Raw genomic sequence first — 13,306 nt, forward strand, 5'->3', positions numbered from 1 at the left:
CGTCTACCTCGCGTCGCTGCAGGCCGGCAAGCCCTACGTCTACGGCGCCAACGGGCCGGACTCGTTCGACTGCTCCAGCCTGGTGCAGTACGTCTACCGGCAGCTCGGCCGCAACCTACCGAGGACGGCGGAGGCGCAGTACGAGGCCACGGTCCACGTCGACCAGGCGCACAAGGAAATCGGCGACCTGATCTTCTTCGGCGCGCCGGGCGAGATCTACCACATGGGCATCTACGCCGGCGACGGGAAGATGTGGGCCGCGCCGCACTCCGGCTCGGTCGTCCAGCTGCAGACGATCTGGAGCACGAGCTACCTCGTCGGCCGCGTCCTGTAGGAAGGCGCGGCGGGCGAGGAGGGCTTCCTCCTGAGCGTTACGTTCGGCCGGCTTCGGCTGCCCCGCTCAGGCGGACCTGCCCGCGAACCCCTCCCCTGCGGGTTCGCGGACGTGGCCTGGCGGCCCGGCCAGCTCCCGCTGGCGGGACCGCCGCTCACGGAGTTCCCGAAGCCCCGGGGCCCGTTGACGCCCGACAAGACGACGGCATAGCGGTGCCGCTCGCCAGCCGTTCTCGGCGGCGGTGATTTCCGGCCCGGACACAACGTCGGCCGCGCTGGCCCTTCGCCGCCGACCCGTCCCGTTTTTCTCCGAGCACGTTCCAGAACTCTTCATGTAGGTAGCAGCAGGCGCGGCCCTCACCCCTTAGCCGCGCCATCCACGACGTCCGCCGCTGGCATCGAGGGCTTCCCCTCCCGCCCTCGGATTCCGCCAGCGGACTACCCGCCGTCCGAACCCCTCGGTGGCGGCCCGACCGGCTCGCCCCCACGGCCCCGGGCCGAGAGTGACGCACCGCCCGGCCGTGACCGCCTGCGGCCACATCCACACCCCCGATATGACGGCCGTCGACGAAGGCCACCTGCTCGTCGCCACCAGCGATGGCATCTACGAATCCCGCGACGCTGGTGCCACCTTTGCCCGGATCCTCCCACTGGCCGAAGGCTGACAGGCACTACCGCACGCCTAGACCGGATGGCCGGCTCCCTCCACCGAGCCCGAGCCGAAGACGTCCTGCACTGGCAACACCACCAACGCCCTATCTCCGCAGAGACCCTCCGCAAACGGCTCCACGTCGGCGCCCCCGTCGCCCGCAGACTCGTCACCCAGCTACGCACCGACACCCACACCAAGATCGAACGCGGCGCCTCGCCGCCAGACGGCGAACCCGAGCAAGCCGTCTAACCGAAGGCCCATACCCATAGGCCATGGTCACGTCTGGTCGGCCACGGACCGCAGCGAGACGAGCCACTCCCGCCGGCGTCCGAAAACGCCAGAGCCCCGCGCCACGAAAGCGGCTGCGGGGCTCTGACCTGCCTCGACCAGGCGCGCACTCCAGGGAATCGAACCCCAACCGATGATCCACAATGACGTGAACCCACCGAGAACGTCCACCACGTCCACCAAGCACTGTCTTTCACGGCCAGCCTACCTGGTGTACACCAGCAGAGACGAAAGACGATCACCGACCTGGGCAGGAGCGCCCTAGCCAACGCGACCTGGCTTCAATGATCGTCCGACCGTGCGGACGTGCGACCGGAGGCCGGGTCGTAGGCGAACTGGATCTGCATCCCGCCGCTTCAATGATCGTCTCTCCTTGCCGGCGGAGCGGCCGGTGCGGCCTGCGAGTGTCGACAGCGAGATGCCCGTCTAGCGTCCCCGACTTCAGTGATCATCCGCCCGAGCGAGCGGAGCGACGTTCGGCGCGATCAGGATGTCGCGGCGCACGACGGTGCTTCGGTGATCGTCCGTCCTAACGGGCGGAGCGACTCGACGTCGGCCTGGTCCCCCTAGATCGTCACGTCGCTTCAGTGATCGTCCGTCCCGAAGGACGGTGCGACTTCCTGATTCCGATCATCGCGGCGTTCGTGCAGATGCTTCAGTGATCGTCCGTCCCGAAGGACGGTGCGACTTCCTGATTCCGATCATCGCGGCGTTCGTGCAGATGCTTCAGTGATCGTCCGTCTCGGAGGACCGCGCGACGCCCACAAGCTGGCCTTGTTCACCAACACGATCACGCCGCTTCAATGATCATCCGCCTTGGAGGACGGGGCGGCCCAGAAGGCCCTCGTGTATGCCACCCCGGGTGTGGTGCTTCAGTGATCATCCGTCCTGGAGGACGGTATGACGACCCCAACGTAGAAACCGCATGGGTCGACAACGGCTGGCTTCCGTTCTGGAGGACGGTACGACCCACGAGACAGGTAGGAGCCGCCCGCATCACCGGTACTTCAACGATCATCCGCCATGGAGGACGGTGTGACGTGATCTGCGGCAAAACGCTCGACACGGTCGACCGACTTCAGTGATCATCCGTCGCGGGGGACGGTGTGACGGTTCTCCTGGATGGGGCGTGTGAGCGACCGCGATGCGGCCGGATGCGACCGACCCCTCGGCATGATGATCTACGATGCCTTGTTGAGGTCTCAAGGTGCGGGCGAATCGGGTCTGACCTGCGTGCGAGCGGTCCTGCGGGTTTCCGAGTGATCAGGGCGCTCGCAGCGCCGCCGCGGTGAGCAGCGTGCGGGTCATCGTGTCAGATCGTCGTCCGGGTGCAACACGCCGACGCGCGGCTCAGACCGCCCGAACCGGCCCCTATGCAACACAGCCCGTCCAGCTCAGCCGCCGACGCCTCGACCATCACGACACAGATCATCCCCCCAGTCATCAGGTGCCGTTGCAGTATTAGCCCCGGCGACTCGGTCTCCAGCGGCCACGAGACCGGGTGTTCGCCGCGGCCAGCAGGGCCGCGGCGGCCCCCAGCCTCTGCCGGGGCTCCTGCGCGTCCGGCCCGAGGGCGGCCACGAGCCTGTTCCCCTGCCGGATAACCATGGACGCGCGGCGCAGGTCCGCCGCGGCGATCAGACACAGCGCATAGACCCCGTAGCTGTTCGCGAGTTCCCAGCTCGTCTGGGGGTCGTCGTCGTCACGGAGCCCCTGGCGCAGCTCGGTCGCCTGGGACGCGGCCGAGACGGCGGCGAGGGCGTCGCCGTGGGGCGTCGCATTCTTCAGATGCTGGTCCAGCAGGGCGACAGCCTGGTTGTGGTAAGCGCTGCCGAGCGCGCGGCGAACTCGCCGCCCGGCCGTGAGAGCTGGCCCCGCCCTGTCGAGCCCGGTGGAGATCGCACGCTCCAGCAGGCGGAGGCGCGCCCGGGGCTGTGCCGCGGCGAAGGCGATCTCTCCCACGTCGGCCAGCGCGGTGACGAGCTCGGCAAGCGCGTGGTCACGCAGCGCCGTCGCCCTCGGGTAGGTGGCGCTCACCGCGTTCTCCAGCCGCTCGAAGAGGGCGACCGCCTCGTGTCCTGGCCGCAGTCCCGTGGCCGGCCGGCCGAGCGCGTGCAGCACCATCGCATGCCGCCATAGCGCCCGCGCCAGCTGTCGCTCGTCCTCAGGGTCCGGGACCTTCGCGTCCGCGACGGCGTGGCGGTAGGCGTCGACGACCTCGGTCCACAGCCGCTCGGCCCGCGGCAGGCTCACCTCGCGCCGCGCCAGCTCCCGAGCCTGGTCGAACAGTTTCTTCCGGTCGTCCGGCCCCACGCCCCAGCCTTCCCATGTCGCCGCCATGACCAGCCGTTCGTCACCGAGGAGGCCATCCGTGCACAGCGGGCGACAGGCCGTGCGCGAGAACAGGCCTTGGAGGATCCGGTCCATCCTAGTACCGCAATGGCGATTGATGATCTTCCGGGGTGATCGTTGCCGTGGTGGTGAAGGCGTGGTCGGTTCAGCTGGATGGGCTGTGTTCTCGGGTCGGCAGCAGGTTCGGGCGGGCGGCGCCGCAGCGGCGGGTCGTCGAGTGTGTGTCGGGGCTGCTGGTCGCGGGTCTTGATCGTAAGAGTGGGTGGACGCTCGCGGAGCGGGCGGGGGACGTGTCGCCGACGGGATGCAGCGGCTGCTGCGGGATCTGGAGTATGCCAGCAGAGCGAAAAGATGATCACTGACTATCTGAAAGTTCGGTCTTCTTACCGCCGGCCTGGCCCCTGTCGGGTTGCTCAGCCGAGGAGGGTCCGGCCGATGTAGCCGTCGGGGTCGCATCCGGGTGGGGGGATCGCGCGCTTGCTGGGCGAAGAACGGCCCGCCGCTGAACGACGGACCCCGCGCGCAGACGACCCGGGAACGCTGGCACCAAGTCCACGGCCTGCTCGATCAGGGCGTCGGTCTGCTCGAATGCGCCCGGCGGCTCAACCTCGGCCTGAATACGATCAAACGCTACGCCCGCGTCGCTGAACCCGAACGCCTCCAACGCGCCCCGCAATACCTGCCCACCCTCGTCGATCCCTACCGCGAGCATCTGAAACGCCGCTTGGCTTCGTAAGTGACAACGGGATCTCGTCGACATAGCCAGCCGCCGCACCGACGACCCCGCAATCCCGATCCCGCGCCTGTTCGAGGAGATCAAAACGCTTGGCTGCCAGGGCAGCTTCAACCTCCTCGCCCGCTACATCACCCAAGGACGCGTCGAGGCCGACCGGCCCGCAATCTCCCCGCGCCGCGTCGCCCGGCTCCTGCTCACGCGACCGGACGCCCTACACGACAGCCAGCGCACCCGCCTCGACGAGCTCGCCACCGCTTGCCCGGAACGGATCGACCTCGCCAGCTCGATCCGTTCCTTCGCTGACCTGCTCCAACCCCGCCCTGGCAATGCCGACCAGCTCACCGAATGGATCACCGCTGTCCGACACGCGCCGCCGATCTGCCCCACCTGCGCACCTTCACCCGCGGCGTCGAATTCGACCCGGAAGCCATCAATAACGCCCTCGCCCTGCCCCACCACAACGGCGACGCCGAAGGCGTCAACACCAAAACCAAACGGATCATGCGGCAGATGCACGGCCGAGCCAGCTTCCCCTCCTCCGCCACCGCATCCTCCTCAACTAACCCAGCGTCAGCTCGAGGCTAGGGCGCACGCGATGCGGGTGTCAGCGCGGTCAGTCGTCGGCGTCGAGTTCTGCGAGGAAGCGCTCGGATCGTTGAGCGAAGAGGTGGGCCTCGCAAGCGGTGGAGTGTGAGTACGCCCGTTGCGCGGCTGCTCGAATCGCGGCTGGGGATTCGCCGCGAGCCTGCGACAAGCGCGCCTTGAGCAGCAGGAGCAGCCCTTCGGCGTACCGCTGGCCGTGGTCCCAGACGGCCTGGTCGGCCCGGCCGAGGGCGGCGGCCGCCCGGTCGGGCATTCCGGCCGCCAGCCACATCTCGGCGATCAGTCCATAGTGGTAGGCGATTCCCCACCGCGGCGGGTCGAGCAGGTCGGCGGCCAGGAGGCTCTCGGCCTCGGCCGCCGCCCCGGCGGGATCATCGCCTGTGAGGGCACGTGCCCAGCACCAGCTCTGCCGGATGTAGGGGTCGATCCGGGAGCGGAGGCGGACGAGCCCGGCGGAGACCCATCGTTCGCAGGCCCGTCGCGCCAGGGCCGCGTCACCGGCCATGCAAGCGATCATGGTGGTGTAGTAGACCCAGATCGAGGCGGCGTACGGATCGCCTGGGTCGTCCCAGGTGTCGACGAAGGCCAGCGCCGGAGCTACATGACCGTGCAACGCGGTCATCACAGCCTGCCACCCGGGCCCTTCCCCCCGAATGCTGCCATCCCGCCGTAGCGGTATCTCATCCTCCGGCACGGCGACACCGATGTGGTCGTCACCGGGGTGGTCGTCACTGGTGAAGGACCGGTACGCCTGTCCGATGTTGCCGATGTCCCACTGATGCAAGCCCCAGGCCTGCCGCCCGTAACGTCGCACGACCGGATCCGCGGACGGCTGACCCTGCTCGTACATCCGGCGGGCCAATCTCCCGCGGTCCTTCCCCATGGATGTGTAGGCCCCCATCAGACGAATGAAGAGGAATTCGGCGGCCTCCGCCTCCCGACCGAGACCGCGGGCCAGATATTCGCCACGTTCCAGCAGATCGAACGTCGAGGCGTCGTACCCGGACTGCCTCCTGATGACGATGGCGAACAGCTTTAGGGCGGAGAACTCCAGCCCTAGGAGCCCGGACGTCCGGGTGACCTGGACGGCGGACCGTAGCTGCCGGTCGGCGGACTCGAACGCGAGCCTGGACGCCGCGCGACGCCCGGCCCGAATCAGCGCCTCCGCGGTGCGAACCGGCTCGGCGAGCGGGCCGGCGGCCCACAGGTGGTAGGCGAGGCGTTCGGCGATGGCCTCATCGTCGGCATGGGTCTGTTCGAGCGCGTCCGCGACGCGCAGATGCAGCCCGATGATCTGCTGCTTCGTCATGGTCTCGGAAACCGATTCGCGAACCAGGTCGTGCGCGAAACGTAGCGAGGACGGGTCATCCGGTCCCGATTCGAGCAGACCGAGAGCATGCAACGGGTCGAGGCGTTCGAGGCAGTCCGCGACGTCCACACCGGCGGCGCGGGAAAGCAGTGTGAGGTCGACGTCGCGGCCGATGAGCGCCGCGAGACGCAGCTGATTCCGCGCGCGGTCGTCGAGGCCGGCCATCCGGCCGCGGACGACGTCGCGCACGGTGGACGGGACCCCGGCCTGCGCGGATGCGTCGCCATCGCTGAGCGCGCCGGCCTCGCTGAGGAACCGGGACAGTTCACGGACAAAGAACGGGTTTCCAGAGGTACGGGCGTAGATGGCACGGGTGACGGCGTCGCCGGGATCGTGGCCGGCCTCGTGGCGGATGAGTTCCGCCACGTCGGTCAGCGCGAGTGGCCCGAGCCGGATCCTGCGGTGACCGGGCAGGCGGCTGGCGGAGGCCAGGACCTGGGAGAGAACCGAGGCGAGAGTGGGAGCCCGGTCCCGAAGCGCGCCGATGATCGCCGTCCCGGGGGGCAGCCGGGCCGCCAGATGGCTGAACAGCTGTAGGGAGGCCACGTCTGCCCATTGGAGATCATCAAGTATCAGGAGGGTCGGCCGCCGTACCGAGGCTTGGCCGATAAGGGCGACAACCTGCTCGAACAGCCGGAACTGGGCGTTGCCGTCGGGAACAGCCCGGGTGGCGTCGCCCCGCGGCTCGAGGAGGACGCCGAGCTCGCTGGCGAGCCACGTGGCCCGGACCGGCTCGGGAAGACTGCCGACGACCGTTCCCAGCGCCTGTTCCCACGGCCACATCGCCGGTGCCCCGCCACCCTCCATGCAGGAACCCCAGACGACGAGCGCGCGGTGCCGGTCGGCCACGGCGGCGGCCTCTTCCAGCAAGCGGGTCTTGCCTACGCCCGGTTCACCCTCGACGATGCCGATCCCCGTGCGGCCCCCGAGGGCGCTCGCCACCGTGCGTCGCAGGACAGCGAGTTCCTCGGCGCGGCCGACCAGACCGGTCGGCGCGGCCGGCCGTACTCGGTCATCCGTTCGCGCTGGGAGGGGCGACGCCGAGGGCTGCGCCAAAACGCGCCGATGTGCCTCCCTCAGGGCCGGACCCGGGTCGATGCCGAGTTCGCCGGCAAGCCGCTCGCGGATCGCGCGGAACACCGACAGCGCCTCGGCCTGGCGTCCGGCGGCGCCGAGGGCGCTGACGAGAAGGGCCTGCACGGGTTCGTGGAACGGGGCCATCGACGCGGCCAGTTTCAAAGCCGGGAGCACCCCCTCCGGCCGGCCCATCGACACGGCGAGCTCAGCCGCTGCCATGCACACGTCGTAGAACTCCTCGTCGATGGCGGCGAAGAGCGCCGTCGCGCTCGGCCCATCGGCGATGCCGTCGCCCGCCGGGCCACGCCACAGGCCGAGCGCCTCGACAAAGCGATCGAGCGCCGCGTCGTCCCGTTGCTGAGCCAGGGCAGCTCGGGCCGCGCCGACGAACTCCCGGAAGGCGACGAGGTCCAGCGTGCCGGCGGCGGCGGTGAAGAGATAGGAAGAATCGCCGCGACGGTGCAGAAATGAGCCGGCGCCACGAGCCGGGAGCAGGGGTTCGAGGACCCTTCGCAACGCGCCGACGTACTTGTGGATGATGTTGATGGCGCTGAGGGGGACGTCACCGCCCCAGATCAGGTCGATCAGTTCGCTCGTGCGGGTCGGCCTGCCGACGCGGGCCAGGAGCAGCGCCAGGAGCAATGCCTGTTGCGGGGGGCCGACAGCCACTTCGACCCCGTCGCGCCACAGCCGCAACGGACCGAGAACCTGCAGGTACAGCGAAGACCCGCCGACCGGCGGATCCTCACCGCCGGCGACCGCAGGAAGGATCGGCAAATCCAAGCTTCTGACCCCGGCAGACATGACGCCACCGTCGTGTGCCCACTTCGTACGGCCTAGGCGGATAGGTCGATCCTAGCGCGCCCGGATCTCGACGCTGTCACACCAAAACGCCCGCGATCGAGCCATGCCTTGCCTGCTCCGCTCTCCACGGAGCCGGTAGCTACGTGCACTACGCGTGTGGGCCCTGCGTCGACGAGGCATGGACCCGCCCACGAGGCCCCTATGTCATGGCTGACCTGGGCGTGGTGGAACTCGCGAACTGCCTACTCAACCAGCCCTCGATCAGGCCGGCGACGTCCTGCCAGCCGTGGTCGAAGGCCAGCGAGTGGCCACGATCCGGCATCCGGACCAGGTCGGCGACGGCCGGCGAGTGCCGGTAGAGCCGGTGCGCCGCGCGGGTCACCACGTCGGGCACGGTGTGGTCCTGCTGTCCCGAGACGAGAAGCAACGGCCCACGGCGTTCCGTCCTGGTGTCGACCGACGCCGCCGACCGGCGCCGGAGGTTCGCGGTGGCGACCTCGAAGATTGGCCGGCCGGGTCCGGGGATGGCATAACGCGCGTGCAGCTCGTCGGACTCCTCCGCCGACACCGCGTTGCCGAATCCGTACCGGAACTGCTTGGCGGTCAACGCGACCGTCCGTGCGGCGTTGCCCGGTCGGCGCAGCACGGGAAACGCCGAACGCAGCTGAGCCAGCGGAAGCGGCCGTACGCCCCTGATCGGCGCGGGATCGATCGCGACGGCCGCGCGGAGAGCGTGCGTGACGTTCAGCTTCTGGGCGACGAGCCCACCGACGGAGTGGCCGATGACGACCGGCTCCCGCGCCATGGCCGCGATGATCCGGCCGTAATGCTCGGCGACGTCGTCGAGACCGATGCCGGCGAGACGATCGGGCCGGTCGCGGGTCTGCGCGGCGGTGTCACCGTCGCCGGGCCAGCCCGGGGCGATCGGTTCGTAGCCGGCGGACCGGAACAGGTCGAGCCACGGCGTCCACGACGACGAGTGAATCCACAGGCCGTGAATGAAGAGCACGGGTATTCCCGAAGTAGTCACGCTTGCCTTCCAAAGGGGGAAACGAAGTAGCGACCGTAAGACGGTGGACGACGCTTCGATGCGCGGCGACTTTTGGTCGACGCGAAAACCGTGCTATGCCGCGGCTGTTCGTGTCGTGTCGCGGAGCAGGTCAAGGTCGGCCAGGCCGGCCGCGGTGTCCATGATCGTCTCTTCGATCGGCCGGGGTCGCCAGCCCAGAACGTCGCGTGCCTTCGCGCTCGAGGCCTCGCGCACCGCGCCGAGGTCCGGGACGATCGTCGCGAACCGAGGGTTCACCCGGGCGCCGAGGCGGATCGCCCAGTCCGGTGCTGTCCGGGTCGGCACCCGGTGGGCTGCCGGGCCGAGCCGGGTGCGAAGCAGGCTCGCGATCTCCGGTAGAGACATCACCCCGGCGGTGGCCAGGAACCGTTCGCCGGTAGCGGCGGGCACGGCCATCGCGCGCACGTGCAGGTCTGCGACGTCGCGTACGTCGACCACGCCGACGGTCAGCTGAGGAATGGCCGGCAGTTTGCCGTTCATCAGCCGCTCGACGACCTCGACGTAGACCGAGCAGTCCGGGCCGAGCGGCGGGCCGAAGATGCCGACGGGGTTGATCACGGCCAGTTCCATTCCGCCGCCTGACCGGTCGACGAAGTCCCAGGCGGCCCGCTCGGCGACTAGCTTCGACCGCGAGTAGACGGCCATCGCTGGACCGTCCGGATCGCTCCAGTCCGTCTCGGTGAAAACCCGGGTGTTGTCCCGGTGGCCGTAGCCGATCGCGGCGAACGAGGATGTCAGCACGGTGCGCCGGACCCCGGCGTCGCGGGCGGCGCGTAGCACCCGCAGCGTGCCGTCCCGAGCGGGCACGATCAGGTCGTCGGGGTGTCTGGGTGCCTTGGCTGGGAACGGCGAGGCCACGTGCAGCACGGCGTCGCAGCCGGCGGCTGCCTGCGCCCAGCCGTCGTCGGAGGTCAGGTCCGCCAGCGCGAACGAAACCTCCGAGCCAGGCGCCAGCATCGCCCGCACCGCGGCCTCCCGTCGGGGCGAGCGCACGGTGGCGCGGACCCGATGACCCTCGCGCAGCAATCGGCGGATGCAGTGTGCGCCGACGAACCCGGAACCTCCGGTAACAAGAACGAGCATGATCGACCTCCTGTCGTCGGGCTGGTCAGCGTCCGGCGGCGGCAGGCACGTTCGCGGTGACGAAGGTGTCGATGGCTTCGATCATCTGCCGCAGGCCAGGGTCCTCGAACGGCAGATGGCCCGCGTTCTCCAGCTGGGCGACGGTGACCGGAACGCCGGTGATCCGCGCGAGGAAGGTCTCCGCCATCCAGAACGGTGACCAGCGGTCCTCGGTCGGCTGGGTGAGCAGGATCGGGCAGGCGCTGAACTCCTCCGGCGGGATGGCGGGCGTGTAGGTCGACAGGCTGTCGATGAACTTCAGGCTGACCCGGTTCGCGGCGGAGGTGCGGTCTCGCATGAGAACCTTCATGACCTCCTTGCCGTTGGCCAGGGCGCTCATCTTGGAGGCCATCGCCATCGGGAGGCGGACTCGTCCCAGACCGAGCCTGCGCAGCGCGCCCAAGGCCGGCACGCCGACGACGCCGGTCACGGGGTCGTGGGCGACGGCTCGCATGACCGACGGGTTCCGCATGTCCATGAAGGTCATGCCGACGATTCCCGCGACCAGGCCCTTCGGCGCCTTCGCCGCGACGTGGAAGGCGAGCATGCCGCCCGCGCTAAGCCCGTACAGGAAGATCGGCCGGGGATCGCGCTCCTTCTCGGCGACGAGAAAATCGAGGGTCACCTGTACCCAGTCCTCGTACGACCAGGTGGTGCTCGCAGCCGTCTCGGTCATCCCGTAGCCGAGATTGTCCAGAGCCACCGTCTCGTAGCCGATCTTGGCCAGCGGCGCACCGGCGATCAGGGTCATCTGGCGGCCATTGGTACCCACGCCGTGATGCAGGACTACTTTGGCTGGCGCATCGGGCTTCGCGTAGCGATCCAGGTGCACCCGGTGCCCGCGCCAACTCCAGAATTCCTCGGCCGGCTCGTCGTTCGGTTCCAAGCGGAGCCTACGTGGCAGAAATTCTTGCTGACCCTTCCATTCGAGTTGATCACGATAGTAGGGCATGGCGCACTTTCCTCCCGTGAAGATAGGCATACTAGGTGGCAGTGTCGGATGATCAAGCCTCGAGGTCGGTTGGCAGGACTTCTTCGCCTAGTCCTCGCGGTCGCCGGCAGTAGCAGTCAATGGTCGTGAGCGTAGAGGCGAGTACTTGACGCGGAGTGAACGAAGTCGGGACGGAGTGAACGGCGACTTCTCAGTCGTCCCGGCACCCGACGGCCGCGCAAAGGAGGCATCCCGGCCGGGCCGCTACCTGCGCGAACGGAGCGCTGGGACCGACAACACGCGCTGGCAGGCACGAGGGATCACGAGCCGCGTCGGACGAGGCGCGTGGGCAGCGGAGGAGTCGTTCCACGCTCATGCGATGCGCAGGACGACGAGGGTGATGTCGTCGCGCTGGGCTGTCTGGCCGAACTTGATCGCGGCAATTCACTGCTCGTCAAGCGCCTTGATCTACTCTGTGCGCATGAAATCAGGAAAGGGTGAGTCCGCCATCAAGTGGGGCCTGCGGGTCCATGTTCTCTGGTACATCGTCGCCAATGTCATCCAGGTCGTGCTGTGGGCGACCCTCACCCGGGACCAGTTCTTCTGGCCGCTGTGGTCGATAGTGGGCTGGGGCATCGGGCTGGCGTTCCACATCCGGGGCGCCAACTCACATCTGAAGGCGCTTTCCGGGACCTGAGCTTGCCGATCCGTGCGGCCCAAGCCGCTCGGCGATCGCGATGGGGCGATCGGGGCCGGCTGGCGCCTACTCCGGTTCGGCCAGGAACTCCTCGGCACGGTGGGCGAACAGGTATGCCTCGCGCTCGATGGACAACGCGCGAGCCCGCTCGGCGGCTGTCCGGACCACGGCGACGGGCTCGCCGCGCAGCAGCCGGGCCCGCGGCAGGAGCACATGACCCTCGGGGTAGCGCTGGCCATAAGCGTCGAGGTAGGGGGTCGGCCCGGTCGAGGGCAGTGGCGGCCTCGACCGGCATCCCGGCGGCGAGTCACATCTCGGCGAGCAGCCCGCACCAGGTGGCCAGTCCCGGGCGGGGCGGGTCGGCAGGGCCGCGGCGATGATGCCCGGGGCTTCGCCGCGGCGCTAGCAGGGTCCTCGCCGGTCACGGCGCGGGCCCAGCACCGAGCCAGCCGCTGGTAGCTGCCGAGGAAGACGAAGGTGAGCTCCGGATCCGCCGGGATCCCCCGCTCCGCCGCGCGCAGCGCCCAGGCCGGGTCACCGGCCAGCGCCGCCACCGTGACGGCGAAGGCGGCCCAGACCGTGACCGGGTAGGAGTCGTCACCCGCGGCGGCGTCCGGGGTGTCGGGCAGCGCCCGGGCCGCGTCGACGTCACTGGGCAAGCGCGGTGTTCAGCGCGAGTATCACGGGCGAGAGCAGCTGCAGGTCGTGCCGGAGCGGGTGCTGCTGGTGCTCCTCCAGCTGGGTGTCGAGGTCGAGGGCCTTGTGCCGTAGGAGGGCCGTTAGGACACCATGACTCCCGAGCGTCCGGTAATACTCACCATGGGCCAGGTTCGGGAGGCGCCTTGACGGACGGGGATGCCCCGCACTGGGCGGCGGCACAGGTCGCGGCGGTACGCGACTGCCCCGGGGACCGGTTGGCGCTCTTGGCGCGTACTTACCTCGGGCCGTTCGGTCGAGCTCCCCGTCATCTCCCCTTCCGGCGGGCCGCCGTGTCGTTCATGCGGTGGCAGGTCGAGCGCGGGGTGCTGAACCCGCCGGAGGCGGATGCTCCGGGAAGCCGCTGGTGGCGAGCCGTGAACGACCGGTTGCTCCGAGACGGCTGCGAGGCCGTGGCGCGCTCCGGCGGGATGACGGGCGAACTGTCGTCACCGGCGGTCAAGGTGTGGCTGGAGTTCGTCGCGGCACCGACGGCCCAGAACTGGTACCGGGCCCACAACGCGAGCATCGCCGCCGCCTACCTGGACCACCGTGATCTCGCGGTGGTGGAGTCCAG

Annotated in this window: 10 protein-coding genes and 3 pseudogenes; 7 read left to right on the forward strand and 6 right to left on the reverse strand. The window is 69.3% G+C overall.

The window, feature by feature from the left end; genetic code table 11:
• The 3 genes and pseudogenes from BCD48_RS15700 to BCD48_RS53660 form a co-directional block, all read left to right on the forward strand.
• Positions 1-334 (forward strand): C40 family peptidase (locus BCD48_RS15700; protein ID WP_131804008.1); only part of this gene is annotated, 334 nt, incomplete at its 5' end.
• Between the two features lie 502 nt (positions 335-836).
• On the forward strand, positions 837-998 hold the full coding sequence (locus BCD48_RS51285; RefSeq protein ID WP_157910508.1) for a hypothetical protein: 162 nt from the start codon (positions 837-839) through the stop codon (positions 996-998).
• A 38-nt stretch (positions 999-1,036) separates the two neighbouring features.
• A pseudogene (locus BCD48_RS53660) lies at positions 1,037-1,234 on the forward strand (hypothetical protein); the annotation flags it as partial.
• A gap of 1,500 nt (positions 1,235-2,734) precedes the next feature.
• Here BCD48_RS53660 and BCD48_RS15710 read toward each other — a convergent pair.
• Positions 2,735-3,700 (reverse strand): hypothetical protein, encoded by a 966-nt coding sequence (locus BCD48_RS15710; RefSeq protein WP_071049134.1) that lies wholly within the window; start codon positions 3,698-3,700, stop codon positions 2,735-2,737.
• A 403-nt stretch (positions 3,701-4,103) separates the two neighbouring features.
• Here BCD48_RS15710 and BCD48_RS53665 point away from each other — a divergent pair.
• Positions 4,104-4,924: pseudogene (locus tag BCD48_RS53665) on the forward strand (transposase); the annotation flags it as partial.
• A gap of 50 nt (positions 4,925-4,974) precedes the next feature.
• Here BCD48_RS53665 and BCD48_RS15720 read toward each other — a convergent pair.
• The 4 genes from BCD48_RS15720 to BCD48_RS15735 all read right to left on the reverse strand — a co-directional run bounded on the left by BCD48_RS15720 (position 4,975) and on the right by BCD48_RS15735 (position 11,291).
• On the reverse strand, positions 4,975-8,187 hold the full coding sequence (locus tag BCD48_RS15720) for an ATP-binding protein (RefSeq protein WP_241841757.1): 3,213 nt from the start codon (positions 8,185-8,187) through the stop codon (positions 4,975-4,977).
• Positions 8,188-8,413: 226 nt separating this feature from the next.
• Entirely contained in the window at positions 8,414-9,244 is an 831-nt protein-coding gene (locus BCD48_RS15725) for an alpha/beta hydrolase (protein WP_071049137.1), read from the reverse strand.
• Positions 9,245-9,337: 93 nt separating this feature from the next.
• Positions 9,338-10,366 (reverse strand): SDR family oxidoreductase, encoded by a 1,029-nt coding sequence (locus BCD48_RS15730; protein WP_071049138.1) that lies wholly within the window; start codon positions 10,364-10,366, stop codon positions 9,338-9,340.
• Positions 10,367-10,391: 25 nt separating this feature from the next.
• Complete coding sequence (locus BCD48_RS15735) at positions 10,392-11,291, reverse strand: alpha/beta hydrolase (RefSeq protein WP_206745011.1); 900 nt, start codon at positions 11,289-11,291, stop codon at positions 10,392-10,394.
• A 241-nt stretch (positions 11,292-11,532) separates the two neighbouring features.
• Between BCD48_RS15735 and BCD48_RS53670 the strand changes: the two genes are divergently transcribed.
• Positions 11,533-12,033 carry a 2TM domain-containing protein gene (locus tag BCD48_RS53670; protein ID WP_241841758.1) on the forward strand — a complete coding sequence of 167 codons (501 nt, stop codon included), beginning with the start codon at positions 11,533-11,535 and terminating at the stop codon, positions 12,031-12,033.
• A 66-nt stretch (positions 12,034-12,099) separates the two neighbouring features.
• On the opposite strand, the gene BCD48_RS53675 is transcribed toward BCD48_RS53670, so the two are convergent.
• Positions 12,100-12,246, reverse strand: coding sequence for a hypothetical protein (locus BCD48_RS53675; RefSeq protein WP_241841759.1), 147 nt, complete (start codon positions 12,244-12,246; stop codon positions 12,100-12,102).
• Between the two features lie 405 nt (positions 12,247-12,651).
• On the opposite strand from BCD48_RS53675, the gene BCD48_RS53680 reads away from it, so the two are divergent.
• Positions 12,652-12,804 (forward strand): hypothetical protein, encoded by a 153-nt coding sequence (locus BCD48_RS53680; protein WP_241841760.1) that lies wholly within the window; start codon positions 12,652-12,654, stop codon positions 12,802-12,804.
• Between the two features lie 71 nt (positions 12,805-12,875).
• Positions 12,876-13,306 (forward strand): annotated as a pseudogene (locus tag BCD48_RS15745) (hypothetical protein); the annotation flags it as partial.

Source organism: Pseudofrankia coriaricola (assembly GCF_001854805.1).
In the GTDB taxonomy this organism is placed as follows: domain Bacteria; phylum Actinomycetota; class Actinomycetes; order Frankiales; family Frankiaceae; genus Pseudofrankia.

Coding starts and splice junctions, on each gene's coding strand:
- BCD48_RS15730 (WP_071049138.1), bottom strand. CDS start 10,366: ATGCTCGTTCTTGTTACCGGAGGTTCCGGGTTCGTCGGCGCACACTGC.
- BCD48_RS15710 (WP_071049134.1), bottom strand. CDS start 3,700: ATGGACCGGATCCTCCAAGGCCTGTTCTCGCGCACGGCCTGTCGCCCG.